Origin of the sequence: Pseudomonas sp. PI1 (assembly GCF_000812405.1) — a bacterium.
GTDB classification, from domain to species: Bacteria; Pseudomonadota; Gammaproteobacteria; order Pseudomonadales; family Pseudomonadaceae; genus Pseudomonas; species Pseudomonas citronellolis.
In genome coordinates this window covers 22,200-42,492 of record NZ_JWMC01000037.1, presented here as the reverse complement: position 1 = coordinate 42,492, position 20,293 = coordinate 22,200, and the positions used below count along the sequence as shown (strand labels likewise).

The 20,293-nt window shown below is 69.1% G+C and carries 17 protein-coding genes; 6 read left to right on the top strand and 11 right to left on the bottom strand.

Annotation, left to right across the window (positions count from 1 at the left end):
- The 4 genes from RN02_RS12920 to RN02_RS12905 form a co-directional block, all read right to left on the bottom strand.
- A partial coding sequence (locus RN02_RS12920; RefSeq protein ID WP_043314864.1) for a PepSY-associated TM helix domain-containing protein occupies positions 1–1,307 on the bottom strand: 1,307 nt, incomplete at its 3' end.
- Positions 1,308–1,315: 8 nt separating this feature from the next.
- Positions 1,316–3,628 carry a TonB-dependent receptor gene (locus RN02_RS12915; protein ID WP_043314863.1) on the bottom strand — a complete coding sequence of 771 codons (2,313 nt, stop codon included), beginning with the start codon at positions 3,626–3,628 and terminating at the stop codon, positions 1,316–1,318.
- 97 nt (positions 3,629–3,725) lie between these two features.
- The gene (locus RN02_RS12910) at positions 3,726–4,130 is read right to left on the bottom strand and encodes a DUF2946 domain-containing protein (protein WP_152623756.1); all 405 of its coding nucleotides are present in this window, start codon (positions 4,128–4,130) and stop codon (positions 3,726–3,728) included.
- 441 nt (positions 4,131–4,571) lie between these two features.
- Positions 4,572–5,039: a MarR family winged helix-turn-helix transcriptional regulator gene (locus RN02_RS12905; RefSeq protein WP_043314861.1), complete on the bottom strand. Its 468-nt coding sequence runs from the start codon at positions 5,037–5,039 to the stop codon at positions 4,572–4,574.
- Between the two features lie 185 nt (positions 5,040–5,224).
- Here RN02_RS12905 and RN02_RS12900 point away from each other — a divergent pair, with 185 nt between their 5' ends.
- Positions 5,225–6,751 (top strand): DHA2 family efflux MFS transporter permease subunit, encoded by a 1,527-nt coding sequence (locus RN02_RS12900; protein ID WP_043314860.1) that lies wholly within the window; start codon positions 5,225–5,227, stop codon positions 6,749–6,751.
- Here RN02_RS12900 and RN02_RS33955 read toward each other — a convergent pair.
- Positions 6,748–6,912: a hypothetical protein gene (locus RN02_RS33955; RefSeq protein ID WP_160329412.1), complete on the bottom strand. Its 165-nt coding sequence runs from the start codon at positions 6,910–6,912 to the stop codon at positions 6,748–6,750. The two genes, RN02_RS12900 and RN02_RS33955, sit on opposite strands and share 4 nt — an antisense overlap.
- Positions 6,913–7,243: 331 nt before the next feature.
- On the opposite strand from RN02_RS33955, the gene otsB reads away from it, so the two are divergent.
- The 3 genes from otsB to otsA are packed head-to-tail and all read left to right on the top strand — an operon-like array spanning position 7,244 to position 11,252.
- Positions 7,244–8,065 carry a trehalose-phosphatase gene (gene otsB / locus RN02_RS12895; RefSeq protein ID WP_052267728.1) on the top strand — a complete coding sequence of 274 codons (822 nt, stop codon included), beginning with the start codon at positions 7,244–7,246 and terminating at the stop codon, positions 8,063–8,065.
- Positions 8,062–9,855 (top strand): glycoside hydrolase family 15 protein, encoded by a 1,794-nt coding sequence (locus tag RN02_RS12890; protein ID WP_043314859.1) that lies wholly within the window; start codon positions 8,062–8,064, stop codon positions 9,853–9,855. Before otsB ends, RN02_RS12890 begins: the two co-directional genes overlap by 4 nt.
- Positions 9,840–11,252: an alpha,alpha-trehalose-phosphate synthase (UDP-forming) gene (gene otsA, locus RN02_RS12885; protein WP_009620325.1), complete on the top strand. Its 1,413-nt coding sequence runs from the start codon at positions 9,840–9,842 to the stop codon at positions 11,250–11,252. Before RN02_RS12890 ends, otsA begins: the two co-directional genes overlap by 16 nt.
- 397 nt (positions 11,253–11,649) lie before the next feature.
- Here otsA and iadA read toward each other — a convergent pair whose 3' ends face one another.
- The 6 genes from iadA to RN02_RS12855 all read right to left on the bottom strand — a co-directional run bounded on the left by iadA (position 11,650) and on the right by RN02_RS12855 (position 17,288).
- Positions 11,650–12,855, bottom strand: a complete 1,206-nt coding sequence (gene iadA / locus RN02_RS12880; RefSeq protein ID WP_043314858.1) for a beta-aspartyl-peptidase — start codon at positions 12,853–12,855, stop codon at positions 11,650–11,652.
- Positions 12,852–13,556 (bottom strand): creatininase family protein, encoded by a 705-nt coding sequence (locus RN02_RS12875; RefSeq protein WP_043314857.1) that lies wholly within the window; start codon positions 13,554–13,556, stop codon positions 12,852–12,854. Before RN02_RS12875 ends, iadA begins: the two co-directional genes overlap by 4 nt.
- Positions 13,538–15,076 (bottom strand): sodium:solute symporter family protein, encoded by a 1,539-nt coding sequence (locus tag RN02_RS12870; RefSeq protein ID WP_043314856.1) that lies wholly within the window; start codon positions 15,074–15,076, stop codon positions 13,538–13,540. Before RN02_RS12870 ends, RN02_RS12875 begins: the two co-directional genes overlap by 19 nt.
- Positions 15,069–15,332 carry a hypothetical protein gene (locus tag RN02_RS12865; RefSeq protein ID WP_009620334.1) on the bottom strand — a complete coding sequence of 88 codons (264 nt, stop codon included), beginning with the start codon at positions 15,330–15,332 and terminating at the stop codon, positions 15,069–15,071. The genes RN02_RS12870 and RN02_RS12865 overlap by 8 nt, the downstream gene beginning before the upstream one ends.
- 76 nt (positions 15,333–15,408) lie before the next feature.
- On the bottom strand, positions 15,409–16,284 hold the full coding sequence (locus tag RN02_RS12860) for a MurR/RpiR family transcriptional regulator (RefSeq protein ID WP_082033792.1): 876 nt from the start codon (positions 16,282–16,284) through the stop codon (positions 15,409–15,411).
- A 188-nt stretch (positions 16,285–16,472) separates the two neighbouring features.
- Complete coding sequence (locus RN02_RS12855) at positions 16,473–17,288, bottom strand: helix-turn-helix domain-containing protein (RefSeq protein WP_043314855.1); 816 nt, start codon at positions 17,286–17,288, stop codon at positions 16,473–16,475.
- 181 nt (positions 17,289–17,469) lie between these two features.
- Here RN02_RS12855 and RN02_RS12850 point away from each other — a divergent pair, with 181 nt between their 5' ends.
- Together RN02_RS12850 and RN02_RS12845 are read left to right on the top strand one after the other, a co-directional pair.
- Positions 17,470–18,912: an alanine/glycine:cation symporter family protein gene (locus tag RN02_RS12850; RefSeq protein ID WP_009620340.1), complete on the top strand. Its 1,443-nt coding sequence runs from the start codon at positions 17,470–17,472 to the stop codon at positions 18,910–18,912.
- Between the two features lie 60 nt (positions 18,913–18,972).
- A complete protein-coding gene (locus RN02_RS12845) occupies positions 18,973–19,965 on the top strand; it encodes an asparaginase (RefSeq protein ID WP_043314854.1) in 993 nt (330 codons plus the stop codon).
- The last annotated feature ends 328 nt before the right edge of the window (positions 19,966–20,293 follow it).

Here is a 20,293-nt window from a genome sequence, read left to right as displayed (position 1 = left end):
TCCAGCAGCCAGACCAGCAGCAGCGAGGCGCCCAGCAGCGGCAGGTACAGCCCCAGCAGCACCAGCACGGCGAGGGCCAGCGCCGGGTAGCGCGCACCCGCCATGGCCGCCGGCGCGCCCAGCACGCCTTGCGGGCGGCGCCGCCACCACAGCACCAGGGCGCTGAGCGCCAGGCAGATCAAGCCCAGGGTGGTAAACAGCCCGAGCGCCTGGTTGGCCACGCCGAACAGCTGGCCCTCGTGAGCCGCCACGCCATAGCCGATCACGCGGTCGAGCAGCGGCCGCTGGGCGAAGTCCACGCGCTTGAGCACTGCGCCGGTCTGCCGGTCCAGCACCAGGTTGACGCGCTGCGGGCGGTTGGCCGCGTCCGAACGCGCGGTCCACTGCGGGGCCATGGCCGAGGGCGGCGCCAGCAGCACGGGGTAGGGCAGGTCCAGCGCCTGCACGGTCGGCAGCATTCGGTCCAGCGCGGTGTAGTCCGGCGTCGGCGGCGGCATGTCGGGCATGGCGTGGTGCATGCCCGGCATGTTCGCGTGCTCGTCCGCCGGGGCGGCGTTCTGCGCGCGGCGCTGGGCCATCTCCTCGGCGCGGCCGGTGGTCCAGTCCTGCTGCACCGTCTGCTTCGCCGCCCACTGGCGGACCTCCTTGAGCGCGCCGCCCCAGAAGGTCGCCCAGGGCAGGCCGCTCAGGATCAGCAGCAGGGCGAACAGCGACACCCAGAACCCGGTCACCCCATGCAGGTCGCGCCAGAACAGCCGGCCGCGCTGACCCAGGCGCGGGTAGAGCACCCCGCCCAGGCGCGTGCCGCGCGGCCACCAGAGGTACAGGCCGGTCACCAGCAACAGCACCGTCCAGCAGGCCGCCAGTTCCACCAGGTAGGAGCCGGTGCTACCCATCAACAGCTCGCCGTGCAGGTGGAACAGCTGGCGACTGAAGCGCTGGTCCTCGACGACCTGGTGCAGTACCTGGGCGCTGGTTGGGTCGACATAGACGCGGCGCAGGTCCTCGCCGTTGCCGACCAGGACCTGCGCGGCGTCGCGCGGGCCATCCGGCAACTGGTAGGCATTCAGCCGCGCGCCGGGCACCGCGGCCAGGGCTGCGCGCACCTGTTCGCTGACCGGCAGCCGCGCGGCGGCCGCGTCCACCTGGTTGTAGGGGCTGTCGAGAAGGGCGTCGATCTGCGGGCGGAACAGGTAGATGGAACCGGTGAGCGACAGGGCGAGGACGAACGGGATGCAGAACAGCCCGGCGTAGAAGTGCCAGCGCCAGATCAGGCGGTACAGAGCGGCGCGGTTGGCTGGTTTCATGGCGGGCCTCAGTAGTCGTAGCTAAGGCCGAGGAAGGCCGTGCGCTGCGGGTAGGGGTGGCTGACGTAGTACTTCTCGTTGCCCAGGTTGTCGATCCTGGCGGAGGCGGTCAGGTGCTCGTCGATGCGGTAGCTGGCCTTGACGTCGAACACGCTGTAGCGGCTGATGCCGCCGTAGGTGTCGTGGTTGTCGTCGGTGTTCAGCAGGATGCCGTAGGAGGCGCTGGCGTAGCGGTAGCCCAGGGCGTAGGTCAGCCGCGCATCCTGGTGATATACCGCGGACAGGCGCGCCCGCCAGCGCGGGATGCGCGGGTAGTCGTTGCCTTCGGCGGCCGGGGTCAGGGCGTCTTCGAGGATTCGCGCCTGGGTCCAGGTCAGGCTGGCGGACAGGTCCAGGCCCGGCAGGCCGACGTCCTTCGCATCCAGCGCGCTCTCGATGCCGCGCAGGCGGGCGCGGTCGATATTGTCGATGCGGGTGACGTTGGGGCTGACGCTGGTGTCGGTCTGCGAGAACAGCGCGTCGTGGCGTTCCTCCTGGAACAGCGAGACGCGCAGCAGGTAGCGGTCCCAGCCGTACTGGGTGGTCCAGTCGAAGGAGCGCACGTCCTCGGGCTTGAGGTCCGGGTTGTTCTGCACCAGCTGGGTGCCGCTGCTGATCTGCTGGAACAGCTCGCCCACGGTCGGGTAGCGCACCGCGCGGCCGTAGGAGAAGCGCGTCTGCAGGGCGTCGGTGATGTCGAAGGCCAGCGCCGCCTTGGGCGAGATGTCGTTGCGCTGCTGGTCGTCGTAGTGGACCTGCTGCGGGGTGGTGGTGACGTCGCGGTTGAAGCCGTCGAAGGCTTCCCAGTGTTCGGCGCGGGCGCCCAGGGTCAAGGTCCAGCGCGGGGCGAACTTCCAGGCGTCCTGCAGGTACAGCGCCTGGGTACGCGTCTCGCCGCCGGAGGCCGCGACCTTGGCGCCGTTGCCGGCGGATTTCCAGTCGTCCAGCTGGTAGGTGCGCTGCTTCAGCAGGTAGTCGTCGATGTGGTAGCCGAAGCTGACCTCGTGGCTGTCGGGGCGCCAGATGCCGCGCAGCTCGCCGGTCTGCCAGCCGGTGCCGTCCTGCACCTGGCGGGTGCCGGCCTGGCTCTGGCCGTAGTTGGAGGCGGTGCGGGTGGAGGAGTCGAGGTAGCGGTAGTCGCTGGCCGAGGCCTGCCAGTCGAAGAGGCCGCCGCTGTGGCTGGCGAACGACAGGCCGTTGAGCAGGTGCAGCTCGTCGGTGCGGCTGGGGTTGAGGCCGGAGACCTTATAGGAGTGGCCGTCGATATTGACTGTGCCGTTGTACAGGGTGCGCCCGCTGGCGTCCTTCAGGTAGCTGTCGACGCCGGTGTGGGAGTCGTTGGACCACAGGCCCAGGGTGTAGACCGCGGTGATGTCGTCGTTCAGGTCCCAGCCCAGCTTGAGCTTGCCCTGGTCCTGCAGGCTGTGGTCGATGGAGTAGCCGCCGAACACCAGGCGCTGTTTGCCGTTCTGGTCGCTGTCCGCGTGGGCGCCGCCGGCCGTGGGCGCGCCGGCCACCGGCGCCTTGCTCGACAGGCCGGCGGTGGCGTAGCTCATCGGCTGGCCCTGGCTGTGCAGGTGGTCGTAGGACACCCACACCGACAGCGGCCCGCGGCGGTCGCCGGCGGCCAGGCTGATATTGCCGGTGCCATAGTCGTCGTGGCTGCCGTAGAGGTCGAAGTCCTGCCGCGAGCCGGTGACCGAGGCGTGGAACTCCGGGCGCGTGGGCATGCGTGTTTCCAGTGTCACCACGCCGCCCAGGGAGTTGCCCGGGTAGAGCGCGCTGAACGGGCCGTAGAGCACGTCGACGCGGGCGATTTCGGCGGGCGTCACCAGGCCCCAGCGCGGCGGGAAGGCGTAGCTGTTGCCGAGCAGGTTGGAGAGCAGCAGGTCGTCGGCGTAGACCAGCGACTGCGCGCTGGAAATGGTGCCGGTGGTGCGGGTGGCGAGGATGCCGTTGCGGTCGCCGATGAAGCGCTCGCGCACCTCGATGCTGGGCAGGTACTTCAGGGCCTGGGCGGAAGTGACCAGGTTGGTGCTCTCGCGCAGCTGTTCGGCCGTGCGGCTCTCGACCACGGCGGGGGCGCTGGCCAGGGACGCGGGCAGCGGTTGCTGGCCTTCGGCGCTGACCACCACGTCGGCCAGGCGGGCAGGGGCGTCGCCGTCGGCGGCGGTTTCGGCGTGGACCGGCAGCAACAGGCTGCCGGCCAGGCCGCAGAGCAGGGTGCGGGCGGCCGGGGGCTTCAGTGCGTAGGCAACGCGCCGGCGCAGGGATGTGGACATCCGGATGATCCTTGTTCAGGACGACGGGAGCGCGGCCAGGCATGCGCGCAGGGGCACGCACGCCGGGGGCGCGGGTTCGGGGTGTCGTGGAACGGGATCAGGCCAGGGGCGGGCCGCGCGGACGAACGTCCAGCAGGTGCAGGAAGGGCGGGAGGGGCAGCGTCGGCGGCGGCGCCTGGGCATTGACCGGCCCCAGCGCCGGGGCCATGGCGATGGCCCAGAGCAGCGCCGGGCTGTCGAGCAACAGGGTGCAGTAGCCGCAGGCCGGGTCGAGGCTGTTGTGGACCATGCCGCCGTGGTCGCCGGCCGGGGCATGCTGCATGGCCCCGTGGTCCATGGGCATCTGCCCCATGTCATGGGCGGAACACCAGGCGCCCTGCGGCGGCGGGGAATGCTCGACGGCCTCGAGGGTGCGCGAGAAGGTCGGGGCGAACAGCAGCAGCCCGAGGGCCATGACGGCCAGCCAGGTGGCGAGGCGGTACTGTGCTGAGTGACGGCGCAAGATGGAACGTCCCGATCGGTGGGGCCGGGGTCTGGGGGCGCTATGCTGCCATGCCGGGGGTGGGGGCTTCAATGTGGGGGACTGAGAATGAGGGGGCCGTTCGGAGCGGGCGGCGAATCTGGCGTAATCGTCATGCCCGCGAACGCAGGAACGCAGGGCGGACGGAGTCCGCTCGGTTCCTGGGAAGCACGGGCGTAGGAGCAACTGTCTTGCCCACTGCGCCGGGGTGCTTTTCGTAGGATGGGTATCGCTTCGCTCAACCCATCCTACGGACGTTGTGTTTACCGGAGGATGTAGGAGCGGACTCCGTCTGCGATTGGACTCACTGGCCCCGCCGAACTATCCGGTGGCACGGCCAACGGCGGATAACCGCGAACGGTTATGCGCCCTACGTTCCTGTGTTCGTAGGAATGGCGAGGTGAAGTTACCAGGGCCCGCAGCCTAGGCATCCCCCGGCTTCTGCTGGGCGTAGGCGCGGGCCTTTTCCTCCATCAGCCGCAGCACCCGGGTGGCGGTCTCGACGTCTTCCCGGGGAATGCTGCCGAGCACTTCGGCGCGCAAGTCGTTGAGGGCCTTCTCCAGGCGCTCGGCCAATTCCCGTCCCGCATCCTGCAAATGGATGGCGCGCAACCGCCGGTTGCCCGGCACCATGCGCCGTTCCAGCAGGCCGGCGGCTTCTGCCTGGTCGAGCGTGCGCACCAGCGCCGCCGGGTGCACGCCGATGCAGTCGGCCAGCACGTTCTGCAGCACCCCGTCGCCCATGCGCGAGACCAGCAGCACCGGCGTGGCCACCGCCAGCGACAGGCCGCTCTCGGCCAGCACCAGGCTGGCGGCCTGCTGCCAGGCGCGGCGCGCCGGTTGCAGCGAGCCGGTGAGGGCGAACAGGTGATCCTGGGGCGGGCTGGGCATGGGGCGGTCCGTTGCGGGTGGATTTCGCGCCGATGATACGGGCCCGGGCGGCGAGTACCAAACCCGCCTCGGCTTATCTGTGCAAAGTCAATAATTGCATTGACAGCAATTTGTCGCCGGTTCCAGAATTCGCCCAGGCCGGCGGCAGCACCGGCACCTCACGACCCACCCCAGGTTCGCCTTCCATGAGCACCGAATTCCGCCCGCCGAGCCTCGCCCTCACTACCTTCGGCCTGGCCCTGGCCATCTTCATGCAGGTGCTGGACACCACCATCGCCAACGTGGCGCTGCCGACCATCGCCGGCAACCTGGGGGTGAGCGCCAACCAGGGCACCTGGGTGATCACCTCGTTCGCCGTCAGCCAGGCCATCTCCCTGCCGCTAACCGGCTTCCTCTCCCGGCGCTTCGGCGAGGTGCCGCTGTTCATCGGCTGCTCGCTGCTGTTCGTGGTCGCCTCCTTCCTCTGCGGCGTGTCCCAGGACATGGGCATGCTCATCCTGTTCCGCGCGCTGCAGGGCGCCGTGGCCGGGCCCATGTACCCGATCACCCAGAGCCTGATGATCAGCATCTACCCGCCGCACAAGCGCGGCACCGCCCTGGCGCTGCTGTCCATGGTGGCGGTGGTGGCGCCCATCACCGGGCCGATCCTCGGCGGCTGGATCACCGACAACTATTCCTGGCCGTGGATCTTCTTCATCAACCTGCCCATCGGCGCCTTCGCCGTGTTCGTGGTCAGCCGGCAGATGCGCGGCCGCCCGGAACGCCTGCAGCGCACCCGCATCGACTACGTCGGCCTGGCGACCCTGGTGGTCGGCGTCGGCGCGTTGCAGATCCTGCTGGACAAGGGCAACGACGAGGACTGGTTTTCCTCGCCCTTCATCATCGCCTGCGCGGTGGTGGCGGCCATCGCCCTGGCGGCCTTCCTCATCTGGGAGCTGACCGAGGACGAGCCGGTGGTGGACCTGCGGCTGTTCCGCCACCACAACTTCCGTTACGGCACCCTGGCGCTGGTGCTGTCGTTCTCGGCCTACTTCGCCATCAACCTGCTGCTGCCCCAGTGGCTGCAGCGCAACCTCGGCTACACCGCCACCTGGGCGGGCCTGGCGGCGGCGCCGCTGGGCATCGCTCCCTTGCTGCTGAGCCTGCTGGTGGGGCGCTACGCGGCCAACTTCGATCTGCGCCTGGTGGCCTCGGTGGCCTTCGTCGCCATGGGCGCCACCTGCTTCCTGCGCTCGGACTTCACCCTGGACATCGACTTCCGCCACGTCGCCCTGATGCAGGCGCTGATGGGCGTGGGTGTGGCGCTGTTCTTCATGCCCACCACGGTGATCCTGCTGTCGGACCTGGAGGCCCACGAGATAGCCGCCGGCTCCGGGCTGTCGACCTTCCTGCGGACCCTCGCCGGCAGCTTCTCGGCCTCGCTCACCACCTTCCTCTGGGACCGCCGCGCGGTGCTGCACCACGCCCAGCTCAGCGAGAGCATCACCACGTTCGACAGCGGCACGCGCAACAGCCTGGAACTGCTGGGCCAGGGCGATCCGCAGCTGGGCGCCAGCCTGCTGAACCAGATGATCACCCAGCAGGCCTACCAGATCAGCTTCAACGAGCTGTTCCACGCCCTGGGCTGGATCTTCCTGATACTGATGAGCGTGATCTGGCTGACGCGCCCGCCGTTCAGCGGCAAGGCGCGGGTGGCGGTGGCGGACCACTAGGGCCGCCGTGCCCGCGCGGGGCACGGCGGGCCGTTCAGTCTCCGGACTTGGGCGGCGTTCAACCGGTCGCCGTGGGCCTCCAGGGTGGCCAGCGCCGCTTCCAGGCGCGCCACCGGCCAGCCCAGTTCGGCGCGGGCGGCGGCGTTGATCAGGGCATCCATCGGTCGGCTCCCGCAGTCTAGCCAGCGCACCGCTTGTGGGCATTCACACTGCGGCCGGCGAGTGGCGGCTTGCCCATGAGCGGTACACGACGAACGGCGCCAGCCCCGGCAGAGCGGGCGTCGTGGCGGCGCGGGCGGCAGCCGGGCAGGGCGCCAAGGCATGGACCTTGCTGAACTTGCCGGGCCCCTGGAAGGTCCGTCCCAGGGCGGGAGGATGCAGCCGGCGCAGTGGCCGCCCGGTGGATTTTCCCGTGTTAGTCTTTTGGATTCTCATTCGCTTCGTCGTCCGCAGCGGCTCTTCGCGGGCGGCCCGAAACGTGGAGATCGGCCCATGTCCCACCCGATCGATTCAGGTCTGGCCGACGCGGCCATTGCTGCTTACGGTGATGCCTCGGCCAGGGCCCTGCTCGATGACTGGTTGAGCGAGCGCGACGCACCCTGCGCGCTCTTTCTCGATGTCGACGGTACCCTCCTGGATATCGTCGAGACCCCCGATGCGGTGCGCGTTCCCGACGACCTGCGCGCCGCCCTGCAAAGCCTGCACCGCCAACTGGACGGTGCCCTGGCGCTGGTCAGCGGACGCCCGCTGGCGCAGCTAGATGACCTGTTCGCCCCCCTGCGCCTGCCGGCCAGCGGTGGCCACGGCGCGCAGTGGCGCCTGGCTGGCGGGCAGCCCCTGCAACAGTTGCCGGCGGCCCATCTTGGCGCGCCGCAGCGCGACCAGCTGCTGGCCCTGGCCCGGCGCCACCCCGGTGTGCTGGCCGAGGACAAGGGCAGCAGCCTGGCCCTGCATTACCGTGCCGTGCCCGAGGCCGGCCCGGCCCTGGCGGCGGCCCTGGAGCGCCTGCTGCGCGGCCCCGAGGGCGCCGGGCTGCGGCTGCTGCCGGGGAAGATGGTGTTCGAGGTGCTGGCCCATGCCAGCGACAAGGCCCAGGCCATCCGCCGCTTCCTCGGCGAGCCGCCCTTCGCCGGGCGCCGGCCGCTGTTCATCGGCGACGACCACACCGACGAGCCGGCCCTGGCGCTGATGCCGCTTTTGCACGGCCTGGGCCTTTCGGTCGGGCGCCTGGCGCCCGGCGCGCGGGCCGCCTTCGACCACCCGCGCGCGGTGCGCGAGACACTCATTCAGGCCACGAGGAGAACACAGGCATGAGCAAGCACAACGGCGCGCTGGACCTGGGGCTGATCGGCAACTGCCGCGTCGCCGCCCTGGTGAACCGGCAGGCGCGCCTGGTGTGGTGGTGCTACCCGAACTTCGACGGCGACCCGGCCTTCTCCCGGCTGCTGGCCGGCGACGAGGAGAAGGGCTTCTGCGACGTGCTGCTCGACGGCATGGTCAGCAGCCACTCGGAATACCAGCCCAACACCGCGATCATCCGTACCACCCTCACCGACGCCGCGGGCAACGCCGTGCGCATCACCGACTTCGCCCCGCGCTTCCTGCAGTACGGCCGCTACTTCCGCCCGGCGCAGCTGTGCCGCCTGGTGGAGCCGGTGCAGGGGCTGCCGCGGGTGACCCTGCGCATGCGCCCGACGCACCACTACGGCAAGCCGTGCGAGGCGGTGGCCGGCTCCAGCCACATCCGCTACCTGGGCGGCGACCAGGCGCTGCGCCTGACCACCGATGCGCCGCTGTCCTACGTCATGCAGGAAACGCCCTTCGCCCTCAAGCACCCGGTGAGCCTGGTGATGGGCGTCGACGAACCGCTGGACGAATCCCCCGAGCAGGTGGTGCGCAGCTTCCTCGAACGCACCCGCGCCGGCTGGTACGAGTGGGTGCGCTCGCTGGCCATCCCCTTCGAATGGCAGGACGTGGTGATCCGCGCGGCCATCACCCTGAAGCTGTGCAGCTTCGAGGAGACCGGGGCGATCATCGCCGCGGTGACCACCTCGGTGCCCGAGGCGCCGGGCACCCAGCGCAACTGGGACTACCGCTACTGCTGGCTGCGCGACGCCTACTTCGTGGTGCTGGCGCTGAACCGCCTGGGCGCCACCAAGACCATGGAGCGCTACGTCGACTTCATCACCACGGTGGCGGTGGAGGGCGCCGAGCTGCGCCCGCTGTACGGCGTGGTCCCGGCCATGGACCTGACCGAGCGCATCGAGCCGGACCTGGCCGGCTTCCTCGGCCACGCCCCGGTGCGCGTCGGCAACCAGGCGGTGGAGCAGGTGCAGCACGACGTATTCGGCTCGGTGGTGCTGGCGGTGCTGCAGAGCTTCGTCGACCAGCGCCTGCCGCACCCCGGCGACGAAGGCATGCTGCGCCTGCTGGAAAGCCTGGCCGAGCGCGCCGCGCGCAACGCCTTCGTGCCCGACGCGGGCATCTGGGAATACCGCGGCCGGCAGCGCGTGCACACCCATTCGGCGATACTCTGCTGGGCCGCCTGCGACCGCGTGGCGCGCATCGCCGCGCGCCTGGGCCACGGCGAGTCGGCGGCGCGCTGGCGCAAGGAGGCCACGCGCATCCGCGAGGGCATCCTGCGCGAGGCCTGGAGCGAGCGGCGGCAGTCCTTCACCGGCAGCTTCGGCGTCGACGACCTCGACGCCAGCGTGCTGCTGATGCACGAGCTGGGGCTGATCGAGGCCGACGACCCGCGCTTCGTCGCCACCGTCGACTGCATCGGCCGCGAACTGAACGTCAACGGCCACCTGCTGCGCTACGCCGCCGCCGACGACTTCGGGGTGCCGGAGACCGCCTTCCTGGTGGTCAAGTTCTGGTACCTGGACGCCCTGGCCGCCATCGGCCGGCGCGACCAGGCCCGCGAGCTGTACGCCGAGCTGCTGGCCGCGCGCAACAGCTTCGGCCTGCTGTCCGAGGACCTGCATCCGCACACCGGCGAGATGTGGGGCAACATTCCGCAGACCTACTCCATGGCCGGCTTGATCAACACCGCCATGCGTCTGTCCATGAGCTGGGAGGAGGGCCTATGTCGCGGCTTGTAGTGATTTCCAACCGGGTGGGCATGCCCGATGCCGAGGGCCGGCCCGCGCCGGGCGGCCTGGCCGTGGCGGTGGCGGCCACCCTGCGCGAGCGCGAGGGGCTGTGGTTCGGCTGGAGCGGCCAGGTGGCGGAGGTGCCGGCCGAGCCGACCACCCTGCAGAACGACAACATCACCTACATGGTCACCGACCTGCCGCCGCAGGACTTCCAGGAGTACTACAACGGTTTCGCCAACCGCGTGCTCTGGCCGATCCTGCACTACCGGGTGGACCTGGCCGAGTTCACCGAGGCCGACTTCGGCGGCTACCTGCGCGTCAACGAGTTCTTCGCCGAGCGCCTGAGCCCGCTGCTGCAGCCGGACGACGTACTGTGGGTCCACGATTACCACCTGATCCCCCTGGCCGTGGCGCTGCGCGAGCGCGGCCACCGCAACCGCATCGGCTTCTTCCTGCACATCCCCATGCCGCCGCCGGACCTGCTCACCGCGCTGCCGCACCACGAGGAGCTGGTGCGTGCGCTCACCGAATACAACCTGATCGGCTTCCAGACCGAGAACGACGCCGACAACTTCGCCCGCTACCTGACCCGCGTGGTGGGCGCGGCCACCCCCGATTCGCGGCGCTTCAGCCTGGGCCACCAGCACTTCCGCGTCGGCGTGTTCCCGGTGGGGGTGGACGTCGAGGGCTTCCGCCGCCTGGCCGAGGAGGCCGAACACGGCCCGCTGGCTGCCAAGCTGGAGGAGAGCCTGGTGGGTCGGGCGCTGATGGTCGGGGTGGACCGCCTGGACTACTCCAAAGGCATCACCAACCGCCTGGACGCCTACGAGCGCTTCCTGGAGAAATACCCCGAGCGGCAAGGCAAGGTGACCTGCCTGCAGATCGCCCCCGGCAGCCGCCAGGAAATCCCCGAGTACGCCGAGATCGACGCCGCGGTGAGCGCCCGCGTGGGGCACATCAACGGCCGTTTCGCCGCGGTGTCCTGGGTGCCGCTGCGCTTCGTCAGCCGCAACCTGGGCCGCGAGGACATCGCCCTGGTCATGCGCCGCGCGCGCATCGGCCTGGTCACGCCGCTGCGCGACGGCATGAACCTGGTGGCCAAGGAATTCGTCGCAGCGCAAGACCCGGCCGACCCCGGCGTGCTGATCCTCTCGCAGTTCGCCGGCGCCGCCGCCGAGCTGGGCGCCGCGCTCATCGTCAACCCCCACGACCGCGATGCCCTGGCCGATGCCATCGAGCGCGCCCTGGAGATGCCGCTGGAAGAACGCCAGGCGCGCCACCAGGAGATGTATTCGGTGCTGGAGGCCAACCACATCCGCTACTGGGGCCACGGCTTCATCGAGGCCCTGACGCGCCCGGGCGTGCCGCTGAACTGGCTGTCCAGCCGCGGGGCCAACCGCTGAGGGGGATGGTGCAGGTTGCACCGATATGCTCTTCGTAGGAGCAACTGTCTTGCGCCGAGGTGCTCTTCGTAGGATGGGTTGAGCTTGCGAAACCCATGCGGTTGCGGTGATGGGTATCGCTTCGCTCAACACCATCCTACGAAAAGCCGTGCTGTGGTGGCATAGGGTTCAAGAGCGCCCTCTCCCCAGCCCTCGGCTGCGCGCCCCGCCCTGAAGGGAGAGGGGGCTAGTCCGTGCCGAGAAAGGATTTGGTGTCAGCCGGCTACTCGGTGCAAGCCGGCTAACGCGGAAATATCAGCGCACGCCGGACAGTCCCCTCTCCCTTCAGGGAGAGGGTTAGGGAGAGGGGACGAAGCCGAGTCCAGCACCATTACCTCCCATCTGGCCCCCAAAAAACTCACTCCCCCTCAAACGTCCCCCACAGACAAGCCCTGCCACCAAGCACCACCTGCCGCCCCCGCGCAAAGGCCTGCACCAACTCCAACCGCTCATCCAGCAACAGGATGTCCGCCTCCAACCCCACAGCCAGGCGCCCCTTGCGCCCCTGGAGGCGCAGCAGGTCGGCCACGTTGCTGGTGAACGGCCGCAGTGCCTGCTCCAGCGGTAGTCGCTCGCGCAGGACCAGATCACGCAACTCGTTCATCAGGCTCTTGCAGCCTGCCAGGGCCAGGCCGGTCAGGCGGCCATCGCTATCGAACACCGGCTGGCTGCCGTTGGCGTCCGAGCTGATGGTCAGCCGCTGCAGCGCGACGCCCGCGCTCAGCGCCTGGATCACCGCGCGGCTGGACTTCAGCGCCTGCTTGGCGCCCAGTTCGGGGTTGATGCCGCTGGTGAGGTCGATGTTGCCGCCGTCCAGGGCGAAGCGGATGGCCGCCTCGTAGAGCGCGGCCGTGCGGTTGACGTGGGTCGGCAGCAGTTGGCCGATGGGGACGTCGCTGTGTTCGAGGATGCCGTACAGCGGCTCCAGCGCCCGGCGGCCGTTGCCCAGGTGGAACACGCTGATGCCCGCCTTGCCGCCCAGCAGGCCGCCGAGCCGGGCTTCGGCGGCGATGCGCGCCAGTTCGCCGATGCCCGGCGCGGACGAGCGATGGTCGGAGATGGCCGTCTTCACCCCGATGATGGGATCGATGAAGGCGATGTCGCGCTGGATGCTGCCGGTGATGGTGGGCGTCGGGACGCCGTAGGCGCCCGTCAGCATGAAGGCTGTGATGCCCTCGATGGTCAGCGCGCGGGCCTTGGCCAGCAGCGATTCGGGGTGGCGGGTGATGGCGTCGGTGCCGAGCAGGCCGACCACGGTGGTGATGCCGCCCTCCAGCAGGCTGGACAGGCGCACCTCCGGCGTGCGGCTGTGGGGCCCGGCTTCGCCGCCGCCGCCGATCAGGTGCAGGTGCTGGTCGATGAGGCCGGGGCAGAGCGTCAGGCCCCGCGCATCGACCTCCTGGCAGCCCGGCAGGTTGGGCGCTTCCAGGTGCTCGGCGATCGCCAGGATGCGTTCGCCGCCGATCAGCAGGTCGCGCCGGCCGAGCTTCTCGGGGGCGTAGAGTTCGCCGCCGCGCAGCAGCAGGAACGCCGGCGGCGCGGGGGCCGCGTTGGTCATCGTCATTCGGCCCAGCCGCCTTGCAGTTGTTCGCGGGTTTCCTCGACGCCGACCTGCCACAGCGCTTGCATCAGCGCGTCATCCTTGTGGTAGGCGCCGCCGTAGTTGCCGTCGCCGATGTAGGCGCGCACGGCCTGGGCGCCCAGTTGGCGCAGGCGGGCCAGGTCGACCATCGGCTTGCGTTCCTCGGGCGGGGTCTGGCCGGGGATGCGCGTCCAGGGGAAGTTCTCCATCCACGAGGCATGGGAGGCCAGCGCGTCTATCTCGCGGACCTTCGCCAGGGTGCGCGGCGTGCTCCACCAGTTGTGCAGCTTGACCCGCGCCTGCGGGTGCCGGCACAGCCACTGCTGGATTTCCGCCTGCACCGGGCAGTTGCCGCCATGGCCGTTGACCAGCAGGATGCGGCGGAAACCCTGCTGGTGCAGGCTGTCCAGCACGTCGACCAGCAGCGCGAAGTAGGTCGCCGGGCGCAGCGAGACGGTGCCGGGGAAGTCGCCGAAGTAGGGCGTCATGCCGTAGGGCAGGGCCGGGAACACCGGCAGCCCCAGGGGCTCGGCGGCCTCGATGGCTACCCGCTGGGCGAGGATCACGTCGGTCATCAGGCTGAGGTAGGCGTGCTGCTCGGTGCTGCCCAGCGGCAGCAGGACGCGGTCGTCCAACTGCACTTGGCGCTCCACCTGCATCCAGTTCATGTCGCCGATGAACATGGCTTGCTCCTGTCGTTGCGGGCGGTGGTGAAGTGCCGTTCCAGCACCTCGCGTTCGACGGCCGGGGTGGCCAGGCTGACGACCACGGCGACGGCCATGCCGAGCAGCCAGGCCGGCAGCAGCGGGTCGGTCCGCAAGCTCAGCCAGCCGTCCAGCCAGCCGTCCAGCCAGCCGGCCTTCAGCACGACGAAGCACAGCTCGCCGAGCAGCACGCCGGCCAGCGCGCCGGCGGCGGTGGCGCGCTTCCAGTACATGCCGAGGATCACGGCGATGACCCAGATGCCCAGGCCGCCGAAGGCGAAGCGCACGATCTCGAAGATGCTGGCGGGCTTGAGCACGCCGATGGCGATGCCGGCCAGGCCGATCAGCAGGGTGACCCAGTGCGACAGCCGGAGCACCCTGGCGTCGCTGGCCGCGGGGTTGATCAGCTTCTGGTAGAGGTCGCGGCTGATGCCGCCGGTGGCCACCACCATCAGCGCCGACACCGTCGACATGCCCGCCGAGACGATGCCGGCGATCATGACCGAGGCCAGGATCGGGTCCAGCGAGCGCTGCAGCAGCATCGGCACCACGAAGTCGGCGTCGCGGCCGACGAGGCCCGGCAGCGAGACGAAGGCGTTGACCCCGGCCCACTCGATCAGGGTGGCCGAGACCAGCATGCCCAGGGTGCCCAGCAGCACGCTCTTGAACAGCACGGCGTGGCTCTTCATGGCGTAGAACTTGGTGAACAGCGTCGGCTGGCCGATGGTGAAGAAGCTCCACATCAGGATCATGGTGACGTAGACGCTCCAGCCGTACTCGCCCTTGCTGCCGGGGTGGGCGAGGTGGCCGGGGCTGTCCGCCGCCAGCTGCGCGTTGATGGCCTCCAGGCCGCCGCCGGCGCGGACGGAGATGACGAAGGTGACCACCGCGGTGAGCACCATCAGGCTGCCCTGCAGCACGTCGGTGAGCATGGCGCCGCGCATGCCGCCGTACATGCAGTAGAGGATCACGATGCCGCCGGTCACCACCACGCCGACCCACTCCGGGTAGCCGGTGAAGGTCTTGACGATGATGCCGGCGCCCACCAGTTGCGCGCCGGTCATGGCGACCAGGAACACCACCATGGCGATGGCGTGGATGGCGCGCATCGGCGAGGACTGGTAGCGGTCGGCCAGGTAGTCGCTCATGGTCAGGTAGTGGTTGCGCCGGCCCAGCTCCATCAGCCGGCGGCCGACCAGCAGCGCGGGGATCAGCATGGAGAAGGCCACCCCGGGGATGGTGATGCTCATCCCGGCGAAACCGTTGCCGTAGGCGATGGCCGGCACGCCCATGAAGGTGCTCATGCTGTACTGGGTGGCGAAATAGGCGATGCCCGAGACGATGGCGCCGGCCTTGCCGCCCATCACCAGGAATTCCTTCATGTTGCGCGTCTGGCGCGCGGCGACGTAGCCGATGGCGGCGATGACCAGGAAATAGACGCCCATGGTCAGCAGGAAGGGGCCGGGCGTGGGCGTCAGCAGATGATCGATGTCAGACATGCGCGTCGGCTCCTTCCGGTTCCGCCTGGAAGCCGCGGTATTCCGGGCGCTTCAGGCATTGCACGGCGAACAGCGCGGTGAGTGCGATGACCACGCCGCCGTGGACGATCCAGCCGAAGAGAAACAGCGGCACGCCCCAGGGGCCGGCCACGTAGGTTTCGCTGTAGTACCAGGGCAGCGGCAGCATGATCAGCCCGTACATGAACATGAAGACGAGGAACCAGCCCCGCTCGAATCGGTTTTCCCAGACGCCCATCGTTACTGCTCCTGAATGCGAAGTGTGGTGAGGGGCCCGGCGAACGCGGGGCCCCGCATGTGCGTGCAAGGGCGGGCTACGGAGGCTCGTCCAGGTAGAGGTAGGGCAGCAGCCGTTCGGTCTGGGCGCTGATGGCTTCGAGCGAATCCCCGGTGTGCTGGGCCAATGCCGCGCCCAGGGCCTCGATGAGCGCGACCATGCCGGCGTTGGAGGCGTACAGCAGCGGGTGTTCCGCAACGGCGTAGAGCGCGGTGTCGGCCAGCGCGGCGATGGGCGAGGCCGGGCCGTCGGTGAGGGCCAGCACCTTGCAGCCGCGTTGGCGAGCCAGGCCGAGCAGCTCGACGATGCCGCGGGAATAGCGGGGCAGGGCGATGCCGATCACCAGGTCGCCTTCACGCAGTACGTTGATCCGCCGCAGGGCCGACTCGACGCCGCCCATGGCGGCGAGGTCCTTGACCCCGGCGCGGAACGGCTCCAGGCAGTTGGCGGCGAAGGCCGCGTGGATGGCGCTGACGCCGAGGCCGGCGACGTACACCTGGCTAGCGTTGGCGAGCAGCTCGACGGCGCGGCGCACCTGCTCGTTCTGCAGCAGCTCGTGGCTGCGGCGGATGTTGCCGGCGGCGCTGTCGAGGGATTCGCGCACGACGCCGGCGGCGCCGATGTCCCGCGCAAGGCCCAGGCGCAGCTTCTCCACCGGGGCGTAGGCGCTTTCGTAGAGCTTGCGCAGCGTGGCGCGGAAGGGCGGATAGCCGTCGCAGCCGCAACGGTGGGCGAAGCGGTTGATGGTGGCGACCGAGACGCCGGCGGCCCTGGCCAGCTCGTCGATGTTCATGGTGGAGACCGCCAGCGCGTTGTTCAGCACGAAGTCGGCCAGCTTGCGGAAGGCCGGGGAATAACCCGGGCGGGCGCGGGCGATGGCGCCGAGCAGCAAATGGGAGGGTTCATCGGACATGGCGGCGGGCCCCGCTGCGCTTGTGCCTGGAAAGCGCTGCTGTCTGGAAATCGACTTTTACTTTTCGTGTTGCCTGAAAATTAATTTACAGGCAGGCACTTATCGGCCTCGCTGAATAGTTGGGAGGGAATATTCCGAAGAACTTGTGCGACTGGATCAGGCCCGCGCCCGGAGCCTGATCGCGGCGGTCATTCGATTTCGAACAGGCCGTTGCGGATCGGCCCCACGCTCAGGCGCTCGCGCACGTCGTCGTCGATGCGCGGGTCGTCCGGGCGGTACAGCTTCACCTGGCGGTAGGCGTTGATCCGGTTGATCTCCGCGCCCAGGTATTCCCAGACCACCCGGGTGCACGCCGGGGTGCGCCGGTCGCCGCTGGAGACGCCGGTCTTCAGGCCGTTGAGGCGGGTAATGCGGCTCTTGAAGCTGGGGATGAGGATGGTCTGGCTCATCTCGTTGACGGTGAGCGATTCGTAGTCGATCAGGAACAGCCGGTCCTGCAGCTGGAAGGCCGCGCCCAGGTAGCGGCAGCGCACCCAGTCCTCGGCCTGCACGTCGGTGCTGCTGGAGCGTTCCTGGCGCTCCTGGCGCTCGAACAGGAAGTTGCCGTCCTCCTCCCACAGGTGCACCAGCGACAGCAGGATGGAGCCGGGCACCGACATGCAGTTGGAGTATTCGAAGTAGTAGCCGCAGTAGCGCGACAGGTTGCCGGCCTGTTCGCGCAGCGGTTCGAGCAGGCGCAGCAGCGGGTCGTTCGCCTGCGTGCCGGCCTGGCTTGCGCGGGCGCCGATCAGGCGGGCGAACTGCTCCGGCGGCAGGCCCAGCTCGTAGTCCTCGACGCCGAAGAAATCGCCGATGCGCTTGAGGTTGAACGGGGTGGGGCGGCTCTGCCCGCTAAGGTACTTGTTGAACTGCGCGCGGTTGATCTGCAACTGGCGGCAGACCTCGGAGATGGAGCGGTAATGGCTGCAGGCGAGCTTGAGGTTTTCGCCCAGGTGATCGGACATCGACGGTATTCCGGTGTGATGCGAGTGGCGCAAGCCTAGCATCAACTCGCGCCAGAGCGTAACAAGATGCGAAATTGTCACGTCCCCTCGTCTTGGCCAACCTTGCCCGCCAGCGCCAGGCCCAACCCGCGCGCCTGGCGCCTCTCTTCCAACCGAAGAACAAGAATCGAGGTCACACCCCATGCTCGAAGCGCTCAACGACTTCCTTTCCGGGAAGGTTCTCATCGTGCTCATCGTCGGACTCGGCAGCTACTTCACCCTGCGCTCCCGGTTCGTCCAGTTCCGCCATTTCGGCCACATGTTCGGCGTGTTCAAGGAGTCCATCCGCGGCCAGGCCGGCCAGCTGAGCTCGTTCCAGGCGCTGATGCTGAGCCTCGCCGGGCGCGTGGGCGCGGGCAACATCGCCGGCGTCGGCATCGCCGTGACCCTCGGCGGCCCGGGCGCGGTGTTCTGGATGTGGGTGACCGCGCTGGTGGGCATGTCCAGCAGCTTCTTCGAGTGCACCCTGGCCCAGGTCTACAAGCGCGCCGACGGCGACGGCCTGTACCGCGGCGGCCCGGCGTACTACATCCAGCACGGCCTGAAGCTCAAGGGCATGGCCGTGGTGTTCTCGGTGCTGCTGCTGGTGACCTACGGCTTCGCCTTCAACGGCCTGCAGTCCTACACCGTGACCCATTCGCTGCAGAACGCCTTCGGCTTCGCCCCGCAGCACACCGGCATCGCCCTGGCCGTGCTGCTGGCCATCGTCTTCATCGGCGGCATCAAGCGCATCGCCGCGGTGTCCGACCTGCTGGTGCCGGTCAAGACCCTGGCCTACATCGGCGTGACCCTGTACGTGATCGGCAGCCAGATCGAGCACGTGCCGGCCATGCTGGAAACCATCTTCAAGAGCGCCTTCGGCCTCGACCCGGCCTTCGGCGGCCTGCTCGGCAGCGCCATCGTCATGGGCGTGAAGCGCGGCGTGTTCGCCAACGAGGCCGGCCTGGGCAGCGCGCCCAACGTCGCCGCCGTGGCCGCCGTGCGCCACCCGGCGTCCCAGGGCGTGGTGCAGGCCTTCAGCGTGTTCCTCGACACCTTCGTCATCTGCACCTGCACCGCGCTGCTGATCCTGCTCTCGGGCTTCTACACCCCGGGCTTCGAAGGCGACGGCATCGTCCTCACGCAGAACTCCCTGGCCGCGGTGGTCGGCGACTGGGGCCGGCTGTTCGTCAGCGTCGCGCTGTCGCTGTTCGTCTTCACCTGCATCCTCTACAACTACTACCTGGGCGAGAACAGCCTGCAGTTCCTCAGCCGCAACCGCCTGGTGCTGATCGGCTACCGCGCCCTGGTGCTGGCGCTGATCGTCTGGGGCTCGGTACAGAACCTGTCCACCGTGTTCGCCTTCGCCGACATCACCATGACCTGCCTGGCCTTCGTCAACCTGCTGGCCCTGGCGCTGCTGTTCAAGGTTGGCCTGCGGGTGATGGGCGATTACGATGCACAGCGTCGCGCCGGCGTTCAGCAGCCGGTGTTCGACTCCGCCCAGTTCGCCGACCTCGACCTGGACCGCGAAGCCTGGCCGGCCAGCCAGCGCGCCGAGGCCGCCCGCGAAATCCCCGCCGGCCTGCCGCAGGCGCAGGGCTGACGGCCGCGCGGGCCGTCCCGGCAGTCGGCCCGCGCCACTACAAGAACGCAGGATCAGCCCATGCGCGCAGTCAAGAACCTCTTCGTCCTCTACACCGGCGGCACCATCGGCATGCTGCAGACCTCCGAAGGCCTGGCCCCGGCCAGCGGCTTCGAGGCGCGCATGCGCGAGTGGCTGGCCGGTAGTGGCCGGCAGCCGACCTTCGCCTGGGCCTTCCGGGAAATGCAGCCGCTGCTGGACAGCGCCAACATGCAGCAGGCGAACTGGCTGGCCATGCGCGACGCCATAGTCGACGCGGTGGAGCAGGGCGGCCATGACGGCGTGCTGGTGCTGCATGGCACCGATACCCTGGCCTATACCGCGGCGGCGCTGTCGTTTCTGCTGCTGGGGCTGGATGTGCCGGTGTTGCTGACCGGCTCCATGTTGCCCGCCGGTGCGCCGGGCAGCGATGCCTGGGCCAACCTTGGCGGCGCCCTGGACGTGCTGGAAGGTGGCCAGGCCAGTGGTGTGCAGCTCTACTTCGGCGGCGCGCTGCTGCACGGCGCGCGTGCCACCAAGCTGCATAGCGAAGCCTTCGACGCCTTTACCACGCTGCCGCGTCAGCGTGATGGCCAGCGTGCAGGGCAGGTGCCGCCAGTCCTGGATTATCGCCAGCCGCGTCAGCCGGTGAGGCTGGCTGTGCAGCCGTTGTTCCCCGGTCTGCAGGCCGAACAGTTGGAGGCTGTGCTGAATAGCGGCGTGCGGGGGCTGCTGCTGGAGTGCTATGGCAGTGGTACCGGGCCTTCTGACAATGAAGCCTTGCTTGCTGCGCTGGGCGCGGCCCGTAAGCGTGGGGTGCTGCTGGCTGCCATCAGTCAGTGTCCGGCGGGTAGTGTGGTGTTCGATATCTATGCGGCCGGCAGTCGCTTGCGCGACACCGGTTTGGTGTCTGGTGGTGGCATGACCCGCGAAGCGGCGCTGGGCAAGTTGTTTGCCCTGCTGGGGGCGGGGCTGGATGTGGAAGAGGCAGAGCGTTGGTTTGGCCTGGATCTGTGTGGGGAGTTGGCCAGTTAGTATGGGCCTGATGCCGTTTTTCTCCATGGGAGAAACGGCATTTTTCATAACGAACTCCCAGCCACGAGGTCCGAACTAGGCGTCCCCCACGAGCGCACATCCCTGTAGCCCGCGGGGCTCTCGCGACATCCATGTCGCATGACCTCCTGAGCGCGGGTTTCGCTCGGCCTTCTGAAGGGGCGTTTCGGTGCGCTCGGGTATTTCTCTGGAAGTCCCAAAGCCAGAGCAAGAGCAAGAGCGAGCTTGCTCGCGAACTGGCCGGTGATATCTGCGCACCGGTTCAACGCCGCCCCTCTCCCTAACCCTCGGCTGCGCGCCCCGCCCTGAA